Source organism: Leucobacter triazinivorans (assembly GCF_004208635.1).
In the GTDB taxonomy this organism is placed as follows: Bacteria; Actinomycetota; Actinomycetes; order Actinomycetales; family Microbacteriaceae; genus Leucobacter; species Leucobacter triazinivorans.
Genome location: NZ_CP035806.1, coordinates 1802138 through 1821881 on the forward strand (window position 1 = coordinate 1802138; position 19744 = coordinate 1821881).

The following is a 19744-nucleotide window of genomic DNA, read 5'->3' on the forward strand; positions in this document are numbered from 1 at the left end:
ACCCGCTTGACGGCCGATCTCCTGCACGAGCGGCGCGACACCTTCAGGCAGCGCCCCCGTACTCGCCCGTGGCCACGATGATCGCCCGGGCCAGCACGGCGTCGCGCATCATGAAGCCCATCACGGCCGGCGTCGCCTCCGGATCCACGTCGATGCGCTCGACGTCGAGCGCGTGCACCACGAACCAGTAGTGATGCACCCCCGTGCCCTCGGGTGGTGCGGCCCCGGTGAACGCCGGCTCGCGCTTCTCGTTGGGCATGGTGACGGCGCCCCCGGGCAGCAACGAGCTGCCGAGCGACCCGGCACCGGCGTGCAGCTCCGTTGCATCGCCCGGAATGTTCGCGACCGCCCAGTGCCAGAAGCCCGAGCCGGTCGGCGCGTCCGGGTCGAAGCAGGTCACGGCGAAGCTCTTGGTCCCCTCCGGGTATCCCGACCAGCTCAGCTGGGGCGAGCGGTTGGAGCCGCCTGCGGCCTCGGCGTAGAGTTCGGCGGGCAGCGGCTCCCCGTCCTCGATGTCGGTGCTGCTCAGGGTGAACCCGGGCACCTCCCGCATGCCCGCATACGGATTGATCGGTCCTCGGCTCGGCTGCGTCATTGCTCTCCCTCGATGTCTCGATCCTCCTGGCCCGCGCAACGCGCGAACCCAGCCCCAGCATAGGCCCCGCTTCTGCGCGTCTCCAGGCCCCGGAGCGCTCCGTCGCTCCCGGTATACTCGCAAGCACCAGACGACGGCGCCTCGAAGCGAAGCGGAGTGAGCATGGCAATGACGACAGGATCCGAGCGCGCTCGCGCGACGCTCGCATACCTGCGCCGCAAGATCACGACCGGCGAGTGGCCCGTGGGCAGCCGGATCCCGATCGAGCCCGAGCTCGCCGAGCAGACCGGCGTCGGCCGCTCCACCGTGCGGGAGGCCGTGCGCTCGCTCGCCAGCATCGGCATGCTCGAGACACTCCCGGGCAGAGGCACCTTCGTGCGCTCCGCGGCGCCCACCAGCACGCTGCTCAACGAGTTCCTCGCCGACTTCACCCTCGAGGAGATCCTCAGCTACCGGCGCGCCCTCGAGATCGAGGCGGCGCAGCAGGCCGCGATCCACCGCACCGAGGAGGACATCGCCGCCCTCGAGCGGGCGGCGGCCGATGAGGTCGGGTGCACCCGCTGCCCGGTGCTCGGGCTGGCCTCGGGCACCGACGACGGCGCCTTCGACAGCACCTTTCACCGGCTCGTCTTCGACTCGGCGAAGAACCGCCTGCTCGCCTCGCTCTACGCGGGGATCAACGACCAGCTGCGCACGCCTGAGCACCGCGGCCGACTGGCCAACGTGGCCACCGGCACCGAGATGGAGCGGGATCACGCCCGCGTGCTCGACGCGATCCGTCGGCGCGACTTCATCGACGCCGTGCACGCGATGGTGAACCATGTGGATCACGACGTGGTCATCGTGAACGACCAGCACGAGGTGGTGCCCCCGCTCACCCGGACGCCCGAGCAGCAGCAGCGCATCGACCAGGCGCAGGAGGCGCAGGAGGTGCGCGAGGCCGCAGAAGAGCAGACCCGCGTCTAACCCCGGGCCCCGGCCCGTTCCCCGGGGCGCCGTCGGCCCCGGCCCCGCCGGAGCGCTCCCGTCCCCTCCGGCGTGCTCCCCGCCGGCTCGCGCCCGAACCCTCCGGAGCGCTCCCCGCCGGCGCGCGTCCGGACCCCATCTGCGCGCCAGGTGTTGGTGTTGCGGCCAGACGACGGTTCCTGGCGCGCGGAGGCTCAACGAGCGAGTGGAGAGCCCCGATCCCATCACGCGCGTCAGTAGTTGCTGCCAAACGTGCCGCGAGGCCGCAACAACTGACGCGCGTTCATTCAAGAGGTCGGGAGTGGGACCGGCGAGCGGGCGGGCGGCGAGCGGTCGGGCGAGGCGCGGACGGGTGGCGCGCTACGCGCCGAGCTCCCGTTCCGCGTAGGCGAGGAGCGCGTCGCGCACGAACTCTGCGCCCTCGACGCCCCCGTACGCGGCCGCGAAACGCTCATCGGCGACGTACATCTCGGCGAGGCCGCGCACGTAGTCCGCGAGGCCGCCGCCCTCGGCAGCCTGCTGCGGCAGTGGCCGCACGAACTCCGGCGAGGAAACGCTCCGCGTCTCCTCCCACGCCGGCTGCGGCAGTGGCCGCACGAACTCCGGCGAGGAAACGCTCCGCGTCTCCTCCCACGCCGGCTGCGGCAGTGGCCGCACGAACTCCGGCGAGGAAACGCTCCGCGTCTCCTCCCACGCCGGCTGCGGCAGTGGCCGCACGAACTCCGGCGAGGAAACGCTCCGCGTCTCCTCCCACGCCGGAGTTCCTGGGATCCCGCGCAGCCACTCGACGTGACGACGGGCGAGATCCCGCGCCTCGGGCGATTCCGGATCAGCGCCGCGCCGAGCGGCCTCGATCCAGTCGCGCCCCAACCGCTCCATGCGGGCCCGCCACTCGGCCTGCCCCTCCTCGCCGAGCCCGCGCCACCAGCGATCGCTCTTCGCGTACGCGTCGGCGCCCCAACGCTGCTCGACCTCCTCGCGGTACTGCGTGTGGTCGAAACCCTCGAACATGTTCTCGGACATGAGATCCTCTCCGTGTGCGGTGTGCGATGCGCCACCGGGATGCGCGCCGCGCAGCGCCGCGATGGTGCGCTCGACCGAACCGATCTGCGCCTCGATCCGCCCCCGCTCCTGCCTCAGCAGCTCCAGATGAGCGGTCAGGATCCGCGCCTCGGCGGCGGGGCTCCCCGCAGCATCGGCCGACTGCGCATCCTGCGCGGCGAGCACCTGCCCGATCGCGTCGAGCCCGAGCCCCAGCTCGCGCAGCAGCAGCACGCGCTGCAGCCGCACGAGCGATCGGTCGTCGTAGTAGCGATATCCGTTGCCTCCCACGCGGCTCGGCGCGACGAGTCCGATGCTGTCGTAGTGCCGCAGCGTGCGCGAGGTCACCCCCGCGGCGCGGGCGATCTCCTGGATCGAGTACTCCACGTCGGTCTCCTCATCTTCTCGTTCGGCGCGCGTGTCGCAGTGCTGCGGTCGCGTGCCCCCGGTGAACGATTCCACGGTAGGAGTTGACGCTGCGTCAATGTCAAGGCTCGGGAGCTGCGACTCGCACCCGCCTCGGCGCAGACTCGCCTTGGGCCAGACGGGCGATCGAGTTCCAGGAGGACGAATCCCCGGGAAACGGCCTGTTGAGCGTCGATCGCCTGCCTGACGCGCGGGGTGGGGAGCGAGTGAGGCGGAGCGCGAGAACCGCCGGGCAGCGGGCGCCGGGCGCCAGGCAGCAGGCGCCAGGCAGCAGACAGCAGGCGGCGGGCAGCTCGGCAGCAGACAGCTACTCCATCGTGTCGAGGATCTCCGCGAGCTGTTCGAACGTGGTGAGCGGATTGACGATCGCGAAGCGCGTGTTGGGGCGCCCCGCGTGCGAGCTGGGCACGACGAAGGCCCGCTGCTCCTCGAGCAGTCGTTGCGACCACCGGTCGTAGTCCGCGCGTTCCCAGCCGTCGCGCTCGAACACCACGACCGAGAGCTGGGGCTCGCGGACCAGGCGCAGGCCGGGACGCCGGGTGATCTCGTCCGCGATGCGCCGAGCGAGGGCGATCGACGCCGAGACGGCCTCGCGATAGGCTCCCGCGCCGGAGGCGGCGAGCGAGAACCAGAGCGGCAGGCCGCGGGGCCTGCGGGTGAGCTGGATCGAGTAGTCGGACGGGCTCCAGTCGCCGGCATCGGTGAGCGTGTCGAGGTACTCGGCGTGCTGGGTGTGCGCCCGGCGGCCGGTCTCGGGATCGCGATAGATGAGCGCGCAGACGTCGTAGGGCGCGAACAGCCACTTGTGCGGATCCACGATCACGGAGTCGGCGCGCTCCACACCCGCGAATCGATCCCGCGCGAGCGGCGAGAGCATGGCGGCCAGCCCGTACGCGCCGTCGATGTGGAGCCAGAAGTCGAAGTCGTCCTTCAGGCTCGCGATCCCCGAGATGTCGTCGACGACGCCGAAATTGGTCGACCCGCCCGTGGCGACGACCGCGAACACCCGCTCGCCGTGCGCTTCGAGCGCCGCGCGCACGCCCTCGGCCCGCAGCACCCCGTCGTCGTCGGCGGGCACCGGGAGCACATCGACGTCCATCACCCGCGCCGCCGACGCGATGGAGGAGTGCGCCTCCGCGCTGCAGACGACGGCCCAGCCGCCGTCGGGGCGCGGCGATCCCCCGTGCTCCTCGCGCCGGATGCGTGCGCTGTCGCGCGCGGCGACGAGCGCCGAGAGGTTGCCGATCGTGCCGCCCTGCACGAACACGCCGCCGGCCCCCTCCGGTAGACCGAACTCGGCCGCGAGCCAGTGCAGCACCTCGTTCTCCGCGTGCACCGCGCCGGCCCCCTCGAGCCACGACCCGCCGTACAGCGCGCTCGCCGAGACCACGAGGTCGAAGGCGATCGCCGCTTTCGAGGGTGCGCTCGGGATGAAGGAGAGGTACTGCGGATGATCGGTCGTGATGCACGCGGGCGCGAGCACGAGCTCGAACACCGAGAGCGCGCGCCGGGCGCCGAGCCCCTCCTCGCTGATCGTCGTGCCCGCGAGGCGGCGCAGCTCGCTCGGCGACGCCGCGTGGTCGAGCGGGGTGTCGGTCGCCAGAATACGACGGCGGGAGTAGTCGAGCACCAGGTCGACGATGTCCTGCGTCTCGGGAGAGGTGGAGTGCATTCGAGTGTGGGTCGGCCGGTTCGGTGGGATCGGCTGCGCCGCTGCGTCGGTCATCGTCGGCCTCTCGCTCGGTCGGGGCGCTCGGACCCCGACGTGCTGTCTGCGGCGGCCCATCAGCGAGGCCGCTGCTGCCAGTGTGCGCGGTGACGGTCGGCGCGCGCAAGTCGGCCCGGGCGGCGCGGCACCGCCCGGGCCGACTTGCGGCGCGCTCCACGTCCCCACGACACCCCGGGCCCCACGCCCCGCGTTCTCCGACCCCGCACTCCCCGAACCCGCGGCTACCATGGTCGGGTGAGCGACCCCAAGATCCTGCTGTACTACGTCTTCGCCCCCGTCGCCGATCCCGAGGCGGTGCGCCTGTGGCAGCGGGAGCTGTGCGAGTCGCTGGGCCTGCGCGGTCGCATCATCATCTCGAAGCACGGCATCAACGGCACGGTGGGCGGCGAGATCGACGCCTGCAAGCGCTACCTGCGGCGCACACGCGAGTACGGCCCGTTCTCGGGGCTCGAGGTGAAGTGGAGCGACGGCACGGGCCTCACCGATGCCGAGCCCGAACCGCTGCACGGCGTCGACCGCGCGGCGCCCTGGGCCCGCATCTCGGACTTCCCGCGGCTCAGCGTGAAGGTGCGCGACGAGCTCGTGGCGTTCGGGATCCCCGGCGAACTGCGGGTCGACGCCGACGGCGTGGTGGGCGGCGGCGAGCACCTCTCCCCCGAGGCGGTGAACCGGCTGGTGGAGGAGCGCGGCGACGAGGTGGTGTTCTTCGACGGGCGCAACGCCTGGGAGGCCGAGATCGGGCGGTTCTCGGGGGCGATCGTGCCCGAGACCCGCACCACCCGCGACTTCATCGCGCAGATCGAGAGCGGCGCCTTCGACGACATCAAGGGGCGGCCCGTGGTCACCTACTGCACCGGCGGCATCCGGTGCGAGATCCTCTCCGCCGCCATGCGCGAGCGCGGCTTCGCGGAGGTCTACCAGGTGGAGGGCGGGATCGTCCGCTACGGCGAGGCGTTCGGCAACGACGGCCTCTGGGAGGGATCCCTCGCGGTGTTCGACGGGCGCGAGGCGATGGACTTCGCCCCCGGCGCCGCGGTGCTGGGGCGCTGCACGGTGTGCGGTGCCGCGTCGAACCGCCTGGCGAACTGCGCCGACCGCTCCTGCCGGGACCGATTCGTCGCGTGTGCGGACCACGAGGACGCGGGGTGCAGTGCGCACGGAGGCCTCGACGCTGACGCCGTCGCGGACCCGGACGCCGTCGCGGACCCGGACGCTGTCCCGGGCGTGAGCCACGCGTAAGCCGCCCGGACGCACTCCCCGGCGGCCCTCGGAGCACCGTTCGCTCCCCACTCTCATTTCACTCTTGACTTATATAAGTTGCAGATGAACAATAGGGCCATGCACGCGCTCGACGTTCTCGGAGACCCGGTCCGCCGGCGGATCCTCGAGCTCATCGTCCACGGCGAGGAACCCGCCGGCTCCATCGCGGAGGTCATCGCCGGGGAGTTCGGGATCAGCCAGCCCGCGGTCTCCCAGCACCTGCGCGTGCTGCGAGAGGGCGGCTTCGTGACCGTGCGCCCCGAGGGGGCACGGAGGCTCTACGCGGTCGACCCGCACGGCCCGCGCGAGGCGAGCGAGTGGTTGAGCCCGTTCGAGCGGTTCTGGCGCGGGCCGATGGCCGCGCTCGGCACGGAACTCGCCCGCGGCAAGCGGCAGCGCCGGCTCGAGGCCGAGCGGGCCCCGGACCGCCAATCGCCCCTCCGCCGGAGCACTCGCTCAGGCGATCCCCGATCCCCCGAGAGCAAGGAATGATCATGGTCGATGTATCGCAGCAGGTCGAGTCCGTCACGCGTGCGCTGCGCACGGAAGACGTGGACGGCGAGGAGACGCGCATCCAGACGCTCGCGCAGGAGTACCCCGCGAGCATCGAGGATGTGTGGGACGCCGCGACGAGCGCCGAGCGCATCGCCCGCTGGTTCCTGCCCATCACCGGCGAGCTGCGGCTCGGCGGCCGCTACCAGCTGGAAGGCAACGCGGGCGGAGAGATCCTCGCCTGCGCGCCGCCCGAGGGCGGCCGGGCTGAGTACCGCATCACGTGGGAGTTCGGGGGCGGCGTGAGCTGGGTGACGATCCGGCTGACCGACGCGGGCCAGGATCGCACCCGCTTCGAGCTCGAGCACGCCGCCCGCGTCGCCGACGTCCCCGCCGAGATGTGGGACACCTTCGGTCCGGGCGCGACCGGCGTGGGCTGGGACGGCGGCCTGCTCGGCCTGTCGCTGCATCTGGGCGCGGTCGAGGGATCGCTCTCCCCCGAGGAGGCCGAGGCGTGGGCCGTCACCGACGAGGGCAAGGCCTTCTACCGGGCCGCGGCCGACGGCTGGGGCGAGGCGCACGTCGCTGCGGGCGCCGACCGAGAGACCGCCGCGCGCGGCGCCGACGCCACCTTCGGCTTCTATACCGGGGCGATGCCCGGCGCCTGAGCGGCGGAACGCGCCGGCCCGATCGGCGCCGCCGCAGCGCTCACCAGATGCTGACGCGCTCCTCCACGTCGAGCCACAGCCCGTCGCCGGGCCGCGTGCCGTAGGCCTCGTGGAACGCGGCGAGGTTGCGCACGATCTGGTTGCAGCGGAACTCGTTGGGCGAGTGCGGGTCGATCGTGAGCAGCCGCACCGTCTCCTCCGGGCGGGACTTCTGCTGCCACGCCTGCGCCCACGCGAGGAAGAACCGCTCCGCCCCCGTGAGCCCGTCGATCACGGGCGGCTCGGCGCCGTCGAGCGAGCGCAGGTAGGCCTTCCACGCGATCTCGAGCCCCGAGAGATCGCCGATGTTCTCGCCGATCGTCAGCTCCCCGTTGACTGTCTGACCGCCCGCGCCCTCGGGCGAGAGCGCGCTGTACTGCCCGATGAGCGCGCCGGTCAGCGCCTCGAACGCCGCGCGATCCTGCTCGGTCCACCAGTCGGTGAGCCTGCCGTCGCCGTCGTAGCGGGATCCCTGGTCGTCGAAGCCGTGCCCGATCTCGTGGCCGATCACCGCGCCGATGGCGCCGAAGTTGGTGGCGGCGTCCCACGACGCGTCGAAGAAGGGCGGCTGCAGGATCGCGGCGGGGAACACGATCTCGTTGAAGCCGGGGTTGTAGTAGGCGTTGACCGTCTGGGGAGTCATGAACCACTCGTCGCGGTCGATGGGCCGGCCCACCTTGTTCAGCTCGCGATGGAACTCGACGTCGGCCACCCGGCGCGAGTTTCCGACGAGGTCGCCCGAGTCGACGGCCAGCGCCGAGTAGTCGCGCCACTTCACCGGGTAGCCGATCTTCGGGGTGAAGCGATCCAGCTTCTCGAGCGCGCGCGCCTGCGTCTCCGGCCCCATCCACTCGAGCCGCTGGATCGACTCGCGGTAGGCCTCGATGAGGTGGCCCACCAGCTCGTCCATGGCCGACTTCGCGGCCTCGTCGAAGTGGCGCTCGACGTAGAGCCGACCGACGGCCTCGCCCATCGCCCCCTCCACGAACGAGACGCCACGGCGCCAGCGGTCCCGCTGCTCGGTCGCGCCCGTGAGCGCGGTGCCGTAGAAGTCGAAGTTGGCGCGCGAGATCTCCTGCGAGAGCAGCGCCGCCGAGGAGCGCACGATCGCCCACACGAGCCAGGCGCGCCAGGCCTCCAGCTCATCGTCGACGAGCAGCTCGGCGATCCCGGCGAGCGCCTCCGGCTGGGCCGCCACGACCTCGGCGAAGGCCGCCTCCGGCGCGCCCATCGCGGCGAGGTAGGCCGGCCAGTCGAGCTGCGGCATGATCTCGCGCAGCTCCTCGAAGGTGCGCAGGTTGTAGAGCTTCTGGATGTCGCGGCTCGCGACCTTGTCCCAGTGCGAGGCGGCGATGCGGCGCTCGAGGTCGTAGGCGAGGCCGGCGAGCCGCTCGGCGTCGGCGACGCCGGCCAGGCCCAGCATGCGCGCGATGTGGGTGCGGTACTGCTCGCGGATCGACGCGAACTGCTCCTCGCGGTAGTAGGACTCGTCGGGCAGGCCGATGCCGCCCTGCATCACGAACACGATGTAGCGCGCGGGATCGCCCGGATCGTTGTCGACGAACATGCCGGTGAAGCCGCCGAGGCCCTGCCGCTCGAGCGCGCCCACGAGCGCCACCAGCTCGGGGACCGAGGCGACGGCGAGCGCGCGCTCGATGTCGGCGGCGATGGGCGCGGCGCCCAGTGCATCGACGCGCTCCACGTCCATGAAGCTCGCGTAGAGCGCCGCCACCTTGTCGGCCTCGGCGTCGGCGCCGCCCTCGATCAGGCCCTCCGCGGGCGCCGCCGTACCGGTGATGATGTCGCGCACCGCCTCCTCGGCGTTCTCGGCGAGCACCGCGAACGACCCGTAGCGCGCCTTGTCGGAGGGGATCTCGGTGCGCGCGATCCACCTGCCGTTGACATGCCGGAAGAGGTCGTCCTGCGGACGGACCGCGGGGTCGAGTTCGGCGAGGTCGATACCTGAGACGGGCGCGGCGTTGCTCATGCGCTCCAGCCTACCGGCGGCGAGCGTCGGGAAGGCTGCGAGCGGCTACTCCTCCTCGGCCTGGGTCAGCACGTGCAGCACACTCGGAGCGAAGAAGCGTCGCTGATACGCGCTCTCCGTTCCCAGCATCCGGAGGATTCCGAGTTCGACGAGTTGGCCGATCAGGGCATTGGTCCGCCCGTAGGAGAGACCGACTCCGGCAGCGGCGCGAGCCGCCGTGAAGGACGGGTTCGCCACCGCGAACTCGATGAGCGCGTGAGCACTCCTCGCCCGGAGCGCGGACTCCTGCACCTGCAGATCGAGCCGTTGCTGCACTTGGACCAGGGCAAGCATCTGTCGGCGCGTCGTATCCGCTGCGACTCTGATTCCCTGGGCGAAGAACCGCACGAACCCATCCCAGTCGCCCCGGGTACTCACTGCCAGGAGACGATCGTAATAGTCCGGGCGACGAGCCTCGAACCACGGGGAGACCGTGAGGGTCGGTTCCGACAGAACACCCTGGGCCTGCAGATGCAGTACCACCAGATAGCGCCCCACGCGCCCGTTCCCGTCATGGAACGGATGCAGCGTCTCGAACTGGTAGTGCGCCATTGCTGCTGCGACAACAGGATCGATGCGAGCCGAATGATCGCGCCGCATCCAATCCGCGAGATCGCGTACTCGGATCTCCAGTTCAGGTGAGGCCGGAGCGGGAACGAACCTTGCCGCATGCACGGGAAACCCGAATGGATCCGCTCCCGCACGTCGCCCGATCACCACCTGCCCGTTGCGAACTCTGCCCGACTTCGCCTGCAGCGGGGTGTCGCGCATCAGCAATCCATGCAGCTCTCCGAGCAATGACACGGAGATCGGCTGACCCACCGCGACGCGGGCGAACCCGAGGTTCGCCATGGACACGTAATTGAGGACCTCCAGGAGCTCCGGTGTCGACGGCGCATCCTCGTCGGCGGTGAGCACGTCGGCGAGCGGAGCGTATGTACCCTCGAGTGCAGAGGTACTCTGAGCCTCTCGACGGAGCGCGGGCGTGCGGAACAACGTCGGGTTGGGCAGTTGCCGCGCGGTGGCGTCGAGGGCGCCGAGCGCCGCTCGAGCATTCATGACGACCAGATAGGTTTCGGGCGAGAGCGCCGGGGTGTCCTCGCCGAGCCCGTCCGGGAGGAACGCCGAATGCGCCCACTCCCCGAGCTGCGGATCGGTCCCGTGGATCGGCACGAGACGACCCGGCATGGTGTTCTCGAACATCGAAAGATCCATAAGTTCACTCTACGCTTGAAGACAGACATTTCATGCACATAAATTTCTGCAAATCGGAGAAAACAGACATTTCACTCGAGGATGTGTCAGGGTTCACGCCCTCGACCCACCCCACCATCGCCGCCATGAGGCACCGCCGACCGGCCAGATCCCCACGCCGATGAGCACCACGACGCCACGACCCGCACGCACCGTCGGCGGGTCACAGCCGCCGCTACCGTAGAGGTCGTGACTACCGCCCGCAGGCGCACTGACCGCGCCATCGCGCACCTCGCGCTCCCGGCGCTCGGCGCGCTCATCGCCGAGCCGCTGTTCCTCGTGGTCGACTCGGCGCTCGTGGGACATCTCGGCGCGGCGCCGCTGGCCGGGCTCGCAGTGGCGGCCGCGATCCTGCAGACCGCAGTCGGCCTCATGATCTTCCTCGCCTACGCCACGACTCCGATGGTCGCGCGCCGGCGCGGCGCCGGCGATCTGCGCGGCGCCGTGCAGGCGGGTGTGGACGGACTCTGGCTGGCGCTCGGGATCGGGATCGCGGTCGGGGCGCTGCTGTGGGCGGCGAGCGGGCCGCTGGTTGCGGCGTTCGGCGCATCGCCCGAGACCTCCGAGCAGGCGCTCGTCTACCTCGCGATCTCGTGCCTCGGCATCCCGGCGATGCTCGTGGTGTTCGCGGCGAGCGGCCTGCTGCGCGGCCTGCAGGACACCCGCACCCCGCTCGCGGTGGCCGTGATCGGATTCGCCGCGAACGCCCTGATGAACTGGTGGTTCATCTACGGCCTCGGCTTCGGCATCGCCGGCAGCGCGTGGGGCACGGTGCTGGCGCAGTGGGGCATGGTGGCCGTCTACCTCGTGGTCATCGTGCGACACGCGCGGCGGGCCGGATCCGGCCTCCTCCCGCACCGCGACGGACTCGCCCACGCGGGCCGCAGCGGCGGCTGGCTGTTCATCCGCACGCTCGGGCTGCGGGCGGCGCTGCTGGCGACCGTGTTCGCGGCGACGAGTCACGGCACCGCGGCCACCGCCGGCTACCAGGTGGTGTTCACCGTCTTCTCGACCGCCGCCTTCGCCCTCGACGCGCTCGCGATCGCCGCGCAGGCGCTCGTGGGCGACGCGCTCGGGCGCCAGGACGAGCAGCGGGCCCGACTCGTCGTGCGGCGCACGGTGTTCTGGGGGGTGGCCTGCGGCATCGTCTTCGGGGGCCTCCTCGCGGCTGCGCACCCCGTGGTCGGACGCATCTTCACGAACGATGCGCAGGTGCTCGGGATCCTGCCTCCGGCAGTGCTCGTACTTGGAATCTCGCTGCCCCTCGGCGGCCTCGTCTTCGTGCTCGACGGCGTGCTCATGGGGGCCGGAGACGCCCGCTACCTGGCGTGGACGAGCATCGTGAACCTGGCGGTCTACCTCCCGGCGCTCTGGGCGCTCACAGCGCTGGTGCCCAGCGGCACCGCGGCGCTCGTGGCGCTCACCGCGGGCTTCACCATCGTCTTCATGCTGGCGCGGGCTGTCACGCTCGGCATCCGCGCCGTGCAGTTCGACCGCGCACCGCGGCGCTTCATGTGAACCGTAGCCGCGCGCGACCGGTGGGCGATACGCTGGAGCGTCGGCCTCGATCGACCTCGACCGCAGCAGGAGCACCGTGACCGATCACCACGCCTCGGATGGCCGGGCGATCACCCGCTGGGTGAACGCGCTGGTCACCGTCTTCGCCATGCTCGGCTTCGGCTTCGGCAGCTGGCTCTCGCGGCTCCCCGCGGTGCGGGACCACCTCGACGCGACGACGCTGCAGATGAGCATCTACGGGTTCTGCCTCGCGGTCGGATCGGTGGCCGGCCTGCTGCTCGCCGGGCGCGTCATCTCGCGCCTCGGTCCCCGGCGCACGCTGCAGCTCGGCATCGCCGCCCAGGCCGTCTGCATGCCCGCCGCGGTGCTCGTGCTGTGGACCGGGCAGGTGCCGCTCGGTCTCGCGCTGCTCTTCGGCTACGGCTTCGCATTCAGCAACTGCGACGTGGCCATGAACATCAGCGGCGCCTCGGCCGAGCGCGCCCTGGGTCGGCCCCGGCTGCCACTGCTGCACGCGGGGTTCAGCCTGGGCAGTGTGAGCGCCATGGGCGTCGGCGCCGCCGCCGAGGCGCTCGGGATCGCGGTGCCGTTCCACCTCATCGGCGTCTTCCTCCTGATCCTCGGGGTCTCGCTCACCGTGCTGCGCTGGGTGCCGGCCGGCGACCGGGCCGCGATCGCGCCGGCGGGCGCAGCCGGCGTCCCCGCCACCAAGACCGGACCGATCCCCGTCGTTCGCGCCGAGCACGCATCCGCCGCACGTGCAGCGCCGAAACCGGCGCGCGCCCGCAATCCGTGGACCGACCCGCGCATCCTTCTCGTCGGCTTCACCGCGATGAGCATGGCGCTCGCGGAAGGCACCGCAGCGGACTGGCTGCCGCTCGCGCTCGTCGACGGACGGGGCGTCTCCAACGAGCTGGGCGCGCTGATCCTCGGCGTCTTCTTCGTCTCGATGACCGTGACCCGCGTCGTGGGCTCACCGATCCTGCACCGCTTCGGCCGCGTCCCCGTGCTGCGCGGCGGAGCGATCCTCTGCGCGATCGGGGTCGTCGTCGTGATCCTCGTCCCCGCCACCTGGGCCATCGTGCTCGGCGCGATCTGCTGGGGCGTGGGGTGCGCGCTCGGCTTCCCGGTCGGCATCTCCGCCGCCGCAGACGATCCCGCGACCGCGGTGCGCGACGTCGCCGCGGTCTCGGCCATCGCCTACACCGCCATGCTGCTCGGACCGATGGCCTTCGGCTTCCTCGGCGAGCACATCGGTCTGCTCACGGCGTTCTGGCTGCTCGCGGCCATCGTGCTGCTCGGTGGACTCGCGTCGGTCGCGGCTCGCGAGCGGAGCGCGGTCGAGCTGGTCGATTCCGACAGCGCGGGTGGGCCGGGCGCGCCCGGCGCGCACGGCGGGCAGGAGGCTGCGGGCGGCAGGAACGCACCTGGTCGACCCGAGGAATCGGAAGACGTGCACTGAGCGCGAGCGGGTAAACTACCGCGAGTGCGAATCGTTGTTGCTGACTGCTCCGTCGACTATGCGGGCCGCCTCTCCGCCCACCTCCCGCGGGCGAAGCGCGTGCTCATGCTCAAGAACGACGGCTCGATCCTCGTGCACTCCGACGGCGGCTCGTACAAGCCGCTCAACTGGATGAGCCCGCCGTGCACGCTCGCCGCGCTCGATCTCGACGAGGATCAGGTGTCGGCCGGCATCGTCGAAGCCTGGCAGGTGACGCACCAGAAGACCGCGGACAAGCTTGTCGTCTCGGTGTTCGAGATCCTCCACGACTCCTCGCACGATCTGGGCGTCGATCCCGGTCTCATCAAGGACGGCGTCGAGGCGCATCTGCAGGAGCTGCTCGCGGATCAGATCGAGCTCGCCGGCCCGGGGCACACCCTTGTGCGTCGCGAGTACATGACGGCGATCGGCCCGGTCGACATCCTGGCCCGGGACGCCTCGGGCGCCTCGGTAGCGATCGAGATCAAGCGCCGCGGCGGGATCGACGGGGTCGAACAGCTCACGCGCTACCTCGAGCTCATGAATCGCGATCCGAAACTCGCCCCCGTCAGCGGCGTCTTCGCGGCGCAGGAGATCAAGCCCCAGGCGCGCACGCTCGCCGAGGATCGCGGGATCCGCTGCCTCGTACTCGACTACGATGCGATGCGCGGCATGGAGGATGAGAACACGCTGTTCTGACCCGTCGCGGCCGGCTCCGACCTCGCGCCCCGACCTCGAACACGCGCCCGGTATTCGAGTACGACCCGAATGTCGATTCGAAACGCCTCGGTCTCAGCGAATGGGCTCAGTCTCGGCGGGTGGGCGCGAACGCCGCGAGCCCCGCGAGGATGATGTCGAGGCCTCGGCCGAACGATGCGTCGAGGTCGGCCGCGGGATCGGGCGCCGCCGTGGAAGGAGCCGCCGCGGAAATGGCCGGGCGGGCGGGGGCCAGGAGCGCGCCGAGCGCAGCGGCTTGCACGTGCGTCTGCGTCGACTGCGCGTGCCCGAAGGTGTAGAGCAGCAGCGTGCGGGCACCGTCGGGGCCCGCGAGCTCAGCGAGTCGATCCTCGATCTGCGACGCCCCGAGCCGGAACGCAGCCGCCGTCGCCACGACGTCGGCCCCGTCGCGCACCGCCAGCATGGCATCGCGCAGCTCGACGCAGAACTCCCGCGGTTCTCGCGCCGATTCGCCCACTCCGCGCACGATGTCATCGGCCATGAGCGCCAACAGCGTCTGCTTGTCGGGCACGTGATGGTAGAGCGCGCTTGGCTGCACATCGAGCTGGGCCGCGACCCGGCGCATTGAGCACCCCTCGAGCCCCTGCGCGTCGAGCACCCGCAGCGCCGCGGCGACCACGTCGGAGAGACTGTTGCGCATTCCCTCAGCCTAGTCGTAACCTGAACACCATTCACGTGGCGACGTCGGCCCCGCCGCGGCCCGGCCGGACGCGAACGGACACGGCCGGCGCCGCCGATGGCGGGTCAGGAGGATCATGCGCGTGCTCGGAGCCGTCGTCGACGACGAGACGAGGTGCGTCCACTACCGCGGGCCCACCGACGTGATCGCCATGCGCTTCGCGTGCTGCGGCGAGTACTTCCCCTGCTTGCACTGCCACGAAGAGTGCGCGACGCCGGCGCATCCGATCGAGCGGTGGACGGCCCAGGATCTCGAACGCAGGGCGGTGCTCTGCGGCCCGTGCGGCCATGAGCTGCGTATCGCGGAGTACCTCGCCGTCGACCGTTGCCCGGTCTGCGCGGCCCCGTTCAACCCGGGATGCCGCCTGCACCACGAGGCCTACTTCGACTTTCCCCGACAGCCCGAGCACGGATAGCCGGCGCCCGGCGGGGTCGTAGCGCGCCCGAGTGGGGCGGTCCATGGATCCTGCGACTGCGCTCGCTGCGCTCACTCCGCGCAGGATGACAGGGACAGGCCACCCCGCACCCACTCCGCGCAGGACGACAGGGACAGGACACCCCGCACCCACTCCGCGCAGGATGACAGGGACAGGACCACCCGCACCCACTCCGCGCAGGACGACAGAGACAGGACCACCCGCACTCACTCCGCGCAGGATGACAGGGACAGGACCACCCGCACCCACTCCGCGCAGGATGACAGAGACAGGACCACCCGCGAGCGGCTCCACCCGCATCGGAGTTGCGCAGAGCGGCACCCCCGAGCTAACCTGAACACCATTCAGCTGAACACCGTTCAGGTTGCTTCGACGCGAGCACGGCTGATCCCCCAGTGAATCGAGATCCCGGAGACACCATGTCGAACCCTGAGACCGCAGCCGACGAGAATCACGCAGACCAGCGGACCGGTGCACCCGCTGCCGAGGCCACCGCTGCGCCGGCATCCACCGCTGCGCCGTCGCCCGCCTCCGCGCGCCCGAAGCGCACGAACGCCGCCACGGACCTCGCGCTCATCGCCACCTTCGCGGCGTTCATCGCCGTGTGCGCGATCCTGCCCGCGATCACCATCGCCGGCCCGGTGCCGTTCACGCTCCAGACCTTCGCGATCCTGCTGACCGGCGCCGTGCTCGGAGCGCGCCGCGGCTTCCTCGCGGCTGCGCTCTATCTCGCCATCGGCGCGATCGGGCTGCCCGTCTTCGCGGGCGGCGCCGCGGGCCTCGCCCCGTTCGCCGGCCCCACGGTCGGGTATCTCCTCTCCTTCCCCCTCGCCGCTGCCGCCACCGGCGCCATCGTGAGCAGGATCCCGCGGCGCGGCGTCACGCTCGGCGCACTGCTCATCTTCCTCGCCGCGCTCGTCGGCGTCGTGGTGAACCACGGACTCGGCATCCTGGGCCTGGTCTGGCGCGCCGACATGACGTTCGGCCAGGCGGCACTCGCCGATCTCGTCTTCCTCCCGGGCGACGTCGTCAAGGCCCTGCTCGCCGCCGTCATCGCCGCCGCCGTGCACCGCGCCTTCCCCGCACTGCTCCCCCGCCGCTCGCGGGGCTGAGCGATTCCCGTCGCGGGATCCCCACCCACCGCCCCACCGACCCCATAGGATCGCCGAGTGATCGAGTTCCAGCACGCAGCCGTCGTGGCGCCCACGGCCGAGGGCGCCACGACGATCCTGCATCCCACTTCGCTCGCACTCGCGGAGCGCCGCATCTCGATCATCGGCGCCAACGGTTCCGGCAAATCGACGCTCGCGCGTCTGATCAACGGCGTCGTCGAGCCCTCGTCGGGCAGCGTGGCGATCAGCTCCGGATCGGAACGCCTCGACTCGGTCTCGAACGGCGCCGCCGTGCGGCGGGAGGTGGGGTTCGTCTTCTCGAATCCCGACGCCCAGCTCATCATGCCGACCGCCGCGGAGGATGTGGCCCTGTCGCTGCGCCGCACGCACCGCGATAAGCGCGAGCGGCGCCGGGCTGCGCTCGCAACCCTCGAGCGCTTCGGCCTCGCTGCGCTCGCCGAACGCAGCGTGCACACGCTCTCCGGCGGCCAGAAGCAGTTGCTCGCGATCGCCTCGGTGCTGGCCACCGACCCGGCGATCCTCGTCGCCGATGAGCCCACGACGCTGCTCGACCTGCGCAACGCCCGGTTGATCGGCGATCTGCTGCTGTCGCTGCCGCAGCAGGTGGTGCTCGTCACCCACGATCTCGAACTCGCTGCGCGGGCCGATCGCACGCTCGTCGTCGACGCGGGACGCGTGGTGTTCGACGGGGCGCCGGTCGAGGCGGTTGCGCACTACCGGGCGCTGAGCGAGGCGCTGTCGTGACCGCGGTCTCCCCTCTGGGTGCATACCGGCCCGGTACCGGGCTGCTGCACCGGCTGCGCCCAGGCGCCAAGCTGCTCGGACTGTTCGGATTCGCGATCGCGGTGGTGTGGACCGGCGGCGTCACCGTCACCGCGGTCTGGCTCGGGATCGCCGTCGCCCTCGCGATCCTCGCCGGCCTGCGCGGGCGCGACCTCTGGCGCGTGGCCCGGCGATTTGCGCTGGTGGCGATCCCGCTCTTCGCCTTCCAGGCATGGCAGCAGGGGTGGGAGCGCGGCTTCGAGGTGGTCGGCGACCTCTTCACGCTGATCCTCGCCGCGAGCGCCGTCACCGCCAGCACCGCGATCGAGGACATGATCGACACGATCACGTGGGCGCTCGCTCCGCTGCGCCGCGTCGGGGTCGAGCCGGAGCGCGTGGCACTCTCGTTCTCGCTCGTGATCCGCGCGATCCCGAGCATTCTCGGGATCGCCGGCGAGACCCGCGAGGCTGCCCGCGCGCGCGGACTCGGGCGCGACCCTCGAGCGCTGCTCGTGCCGTTCGTGCTGCGCACGGTGGCGCACGCGCAGACGACGGGCGAGGCGCTGGCCGCGCGAGGCATCGGCGAGGAGTAGGGGCGGCAGGCGCAGAGGCGCGGACAGGAGCGAGAGCGCGGTCGCGGGTGCGAGCACGGGCCACGAGCACGAGCCACGAGGGCGAGTGCCCCGTAGGCTAGAGGGCATGGCTCGAGACGACGCACCGCAGACCCCTGAGACCCCAGGGACCCCCGATGCATCCGCGGCCCCCGGCAACTCGGAGCAGCCCGGAGCCTCGGCACACGCCGAGCATCCTCAGATCCCCGACGACGTGCACGCCGACTACGCGAACGAGGGCGTGCGCGAGGCGCTGCGAGCGCTGCAGCAGACGCCCGACTACACGCACCTCGCGGCGTTCCTCGAGGCGCTGCGGCACGGGTACCTCGTCGTCGACGTGACGGGCGCCCCGTCGAAGCGGAAGGGGCATCGCGTGCGCACGATCCGCTCGACGACGGGTCAGCTCGTGCTGCCGCTCTTCACCTCGATGGACGAGCTGCGCGCGGTGGTGCCCGCGGGCCGCCGTGACGAGCTGCGCGGCGCGGTCATGCCCGCGCGGGAAGCACTCGCGCTGATCACCTCGGACCGCTTCGTCGCCGCGGAGTTCGACAAGGCATCGGCCGCCCTCGTGATGCTGCGCAAGTACATCGCGCTCGCGGCCGGAGACGAGTCGGTCACGGCCGAGACGCTCGAAGCGCTGCGGTAGACGGTGGATCCTGCGACTCGTTCCTCGCGCGGGATGACAGAAGGCCGCGCAGGATGACGGAAGGCCGCGCGGGATGACAGAAGGCCGCGCAGGATGACAGAAGGCCGCGCAGGATGACGGGGAGCGGGCGGGCACGCGAACGGGGCCGGATCCCGAAGAATCCGGCCCCGTTGCACGACGCACGCGGTGGCGATCCGCGCCGCGCCGCCGTCGGTCGCTAGACCGCGGGCTTCAGCGTGAAGGCGCGCACCACCTGCACCACGCCAAGCACCACCATCGAGATGCCGAGGAGCAGCCAGAGCACCGTCGCGCCCATCATCGGCGTGAACATCATCGTGATGCCGGCGAGGATGCTGATCACCGCGTAGATCACGGTCCAGACCTTGTTCTCGCTCGACTTCAGCACGGTGAACGCCATGATGCCCTCGAGGAGCCACAGCACGCCGATGGTGATCGCGATGAACACCGCGATGACCACGCCCGTCATGAAGAGATTGGACATCATGATGGCGCCGCCGATGATGTAGAGCAGGCCGAGCAGGATGTGACCGGTGCGCGCCCACCCTCCGAGCGTGCGCGAGAAGATCGAGGTGCCGAGGTAGACGACGCCGACGATCACCGCGTAGATCCCGAGGAGGACGGCGGTGGCGGTCAGCGCGATCTTCGCCGAGGATCCGGGGGCGAAGAGCACGAACAGGCCGAGCGCGACCGCGATGAGGCCGCCGACTCCGAGGGCGACACGGAGACCGTCGCCGGCTCGCTGCAGCGTGTTCGTTTCGGGGGTCGTCATGAGAACTCCTTCGTAGAGGGCAGGTTCGCTCCGCGAATGCGGCGCATGCAGACATCATGGTCCATGCATGGGCTGCACCTCGCGTCGCACGCCGCCCGTGTCCGAATCGCAACTCGCCGCGGCTCGAATCGCAACTCGCCGCGGAGTCAGCCGGACCCGCTGCCGGCTCGGCCCAGCCGGCTCCGCCCAACCGAATCCCCGCAACCGAATCCCCGCAGCCGGACCCGCCCAGCCGGCCCCTCAGCCGCCCCCTCAGCGCGTCTCGCCGTTGAAGGTCCACTGTTCGCGCGGCACCCCCTCGACCGTCACCCAGGTGTCGGGCCGCGTCCCGTCGGGAGCACTGCAGTGCTCGGCCACGACCTCGTCGATCGCGACCGCGAGGCGCTGCGCGAGCCCGGGATCCTGCTGCAGGCGATGCTCGAACATCTTCACGTTCACGAGCGGCACGACATCCC

The 19744-nt window shown here is 71.3% G+C and carries 19 protein-coding genes and 2 pseudogenes; 12 read left to right on the forward strand and 9 right to left on the reverse strand.

Annotated elements, in window-relative coordinates:
• Positions 1–43: 43 nt before the first annotated feature.
• Positions 44–595 carry a YbhB/YbcL family Raf kinase inhibitor-like protein gene (locus EVS81_RS08210; RefSeq protein ID WP_130109952.1) on the reverse strand — a complete coding sequence of 184 codons (552 nt, stop codon included), beginning with the start codon at positions 593–595 and terminating at the stop codon, positions 44–46.
• 162 nt (positions 596–757) lie between these two features.
• On the opposite strand from EVS81_RS08210, the gene EVS81_RS08215 reads away from it, so the two are divergent.
• Positions 758–1561 (forward strand): FadR/GntR family transcriptional regulator, encoded by an 804-nt coding sequence (locus EVS81_RS08215; RefSeq protein ID WP_130109953.1) that lies wholly within the window; start codon positions 758–760, stop codon positions 1559–1561.
• A 360-nt stretch (positions 1562–1921) separates the two neighbouring features.
• On the opposite strand, the pseudogene EVS81_RS08220 reads toward EVS81_RS08215, so the two are convergent.
• The 3 genes and pseudogenes from EVS81_RS08220 to EVS81_RS08230 all read right to left on the reverse strand — a co-directional run.
• Positions 1922–2053, reverse strand: a pseudogene (locus EVS81_RS08220) (TipAS antibiotic-recognition domain-containing protein); the annotation flags it as partial.
• A 261-nt stretch (positions 2054–2314) separates the two neighbouring features.
• Positions 2315–2989: pseudogene (locus EVS81_RS08225) on the reverse strand (MerR family transcriptional regulator); the annotation flags it as partial.
• Positions 2990–3335: 346 nt separating this feature from the next.
• Positions 3336–4754, reverse strand: coding sequence for a pyridoxal phosphate-dependent decarboxylase family protein (locus EVS81_RS08230; RefSeq protein WP_130109954.1), 1419 nt, complete (start codon positions 4752–4754; stop codon positions 3336–3338).
• A 237-nt stretch (positions 4755–4991) separates the two neighbouring features.
• Here EVS81_RS08230 and trhO point away from each other — a divergent pair, with 237 nt between their 5' ends.
• The 3 genes from trhO to EVS81_RS08245 all read left to right on the forward strand — a co-directional run bounded on the left by trhO (position 4992) and on the right by EVS81_RS08245 (position 7177).
• Positions 4992–5996, forward strand: coding sequence for an oxygen-dependent tRNA uridine(34) hydroxylase TrhO (trhO, locus tag EVS81_RS08235; protein WP_130109955.1), 1005 nt, complete (start codon positions 4992–4994; stop codon positions 5994–5996).
• An 84-nt stretch (positions 5997–6080) separates the two neighbouring features.
• Positions 6081–6509: an ArsR/SmtB family transcription factor gene (locus tag EVS81_RS08240; protein WP_420813209.1), complete on the forward strand. Its 429-nt coding sequence runs from the start codon at positions 6081–6083 to the stop codon at positions 6507–6509.
• A 2-nt stretch (positions 6510–6511) separates the two neighbouring features.
• A complete protein-coding gene (locus EVS81_RS08245) occupies positions 6512–7177 on the forward strand; it encodes an SRPBCC domain-containing protein (RefSeq protein WP_130109956.1) in 666 nt (221 codons plus the stop codon).
• Between the two features lie 40 nt (positions 7178–7217).
• Here the strand turns inward: EVS81_RS08245 and EVS81_RS08250 are convergent, their stop codons facing one another.
• Together EVS81_RS08250 and EVS81_RS08255 are read right to left on the reverse strand one after the other, a co-directional pair.
• On the reverse strand, positions 7218–9203 hold the full coding sequence (locus EVS81_RS08250; RefSeq protein WP_130109957.1) for a M13 family metallopeptidase: 1986 nt from the start codon (positions 9201–9203) through the stop codon (positions 7218–7220).
• 45 nt (positions 9204–9248) lie between these two features.
• Positions 9249–10445 (reverse strand): Fic family protein, encoded by a 1197-nt coding sequence (locus EVS81_RS08255; RefSeq protein ID WP_240739783.1) that lies wholly within the window; start codon positions 10443–10445, stop codon positions 9249–9251.
• Positions 10446–10685: 240 nt separating this feature from the next.
• Between EVS81_RS08255 and EVS81_RS08260 the strand changes: the two genes are divergently transcribed.
• The 3 genes from EVS81_RS08260 to nucS all read left to right on the forward strand — a co-directional run bounded on the left by EVS81_RS08260 (position 10686) and on the right by nucS (position 14193).
• Entirely contained in the window at positions 10686–12014 is a 1329-nt protein-coding gene (locus EVS81_RS08260) for an MATE family efflux transporter (protein WP_205879301.1), read from the forward strand.
• A gap of 76 nt (positions 12015–12090) precedes the next feature.
• Positions 12091–13476 carry an MFS transporter gene (locus EVS81_RS08265; protein ID WP_240739784.1) on the forward strand — a complete coding sequence of 462 codons (1386 nt, stop codon included), beginning with the start codon at positions 12091–12093 and terminating at the stop codon, positions 13474–13476.
• A gap of 24 nt (positions 13477–13500) precedes the next feature.
• A complete protein-coding gene (nucS, locus tag EVS81_RS08270; RefSeq protein ID WP_130109959.1) occupies positions 13501–14193 on the forward strand; it encodes an endonuclease NucS in 693 nt (230 codons plus the stop codon).
• A gap of 106 nt (positions 14194–14299) precedes the next feature.
• Here the strand turns inward: nucS and EVS81_RS08275 are convergent, their stop codons facing one another.
• Positions 14300–14872 (reverse strand): TetR family transcriptional regulator, encoded by a 573-nt coding sequence (locus EVS81_RS08275; RefSeq protein ID WP_130109960.1) that lies wholly within the window; start codon positions 14870–14872, stop codon positions 14300–14302.
• Between the two features lie 115 nt (positions 14873–14987).
• Between EVS81_RS08275 and EVS81_RS08280 the strand changes: the two genes are divergently transcribed.
• The 5 genes from EVS81_RS08280 to EVS81_RS08305 all read left to right on the forward strand — a co-directional run bounded on the left by EVS81_RS08280 (position 14988) and on the right by EVS81_RS08305 (position 18499).
• Positions 14988–15326 (forward strand): CHY zinc finger protein, encoded by a 339-nt coding sequence (locus EVS81_RS08280; RefSeq protein ID WP_130109961.1) that lies wholly within the window; start codon positions 14988–14990, stop codon positions 15324–15326.
• A gap of 440 nt (positions 15327–15766) precedes the next feature.
• On the forward strand, positions 15767–16459 hold the full coding sequence (locus EVS81_RS08290; RefSeq protein WP_130109963.1) for a biotin transporter BioY: 693 nt from the start codon (positions 15767–15769) through the stop codon (positions 16457–16459).
• A 57-nt stretch (positions 16460–16516) separates the two neighbouring features.
• On the forward strand, positions 16517–17224 hold the full coding sequence (locus EVS81_RS08295) for an energy-coupling factor ABC transporter ATP-binding protein (RefSeq protein ID WP_130109964.1): 708 nt from the start codon (positions 16517–16519) through the stop codon (positions 17222–17224).
• Entirely contained in the window at positions 17221–17835 is a 615-nt protein-coding gene (locus tag EVS81_RS08300; protein WP_130109965.1) for an energy-coupling factor transporter transmembrane component T family protein, read from the forward strand. Before EVS81_RS08295 ends, EVS81_RS08300 begins: the two co-directional genes overlap by 4 nt.
• Before the next feature lie 106 nt (positions 17836–17941).
• On the forward strand, positions 17942–18499 hold the full coding sequence (locus tag EVS81_RS08305; RefSeq protein WP_130109966.1) for an SseB family protein: 558 nt from the start codon (positions 17942–17944) through the stop codon (positions 18497–18499).
• A 217-nt stretch (positions 18500–18716) separates the two neighbouring features.
• Here the strand turns inward: EVS81_RS08305 and EVS81_RS08310 are convergent, their stop codons facing one another.
• Together EVS81_RS08310 and EVS81_RS08315 are read right to left on the reverse strand one after the other, a co-directional pair.
• Positions 18717–19289, reverse strand: a complete 573-nt coding sequence (locus EVS81_RS08310) for an HdeD family acid-resistance protein (protein ID WP_130109967.1) — start codon at positions 19287–19289, stop codon at positions 18717–18719.
• A 252-nt stretch (positions 19290–19541) separates the two neighbouring features.
• Entirely contained in the window at positions 19542–19736 is a 195-nt protein-coding gene (locus tag EVS81_RS08315; RefSeq protein WP_130109968.1) for a tautomerase family protein, read from the reverse strand.
• Positions 19737–19744 lie beyond the last annotated feature (8 nt).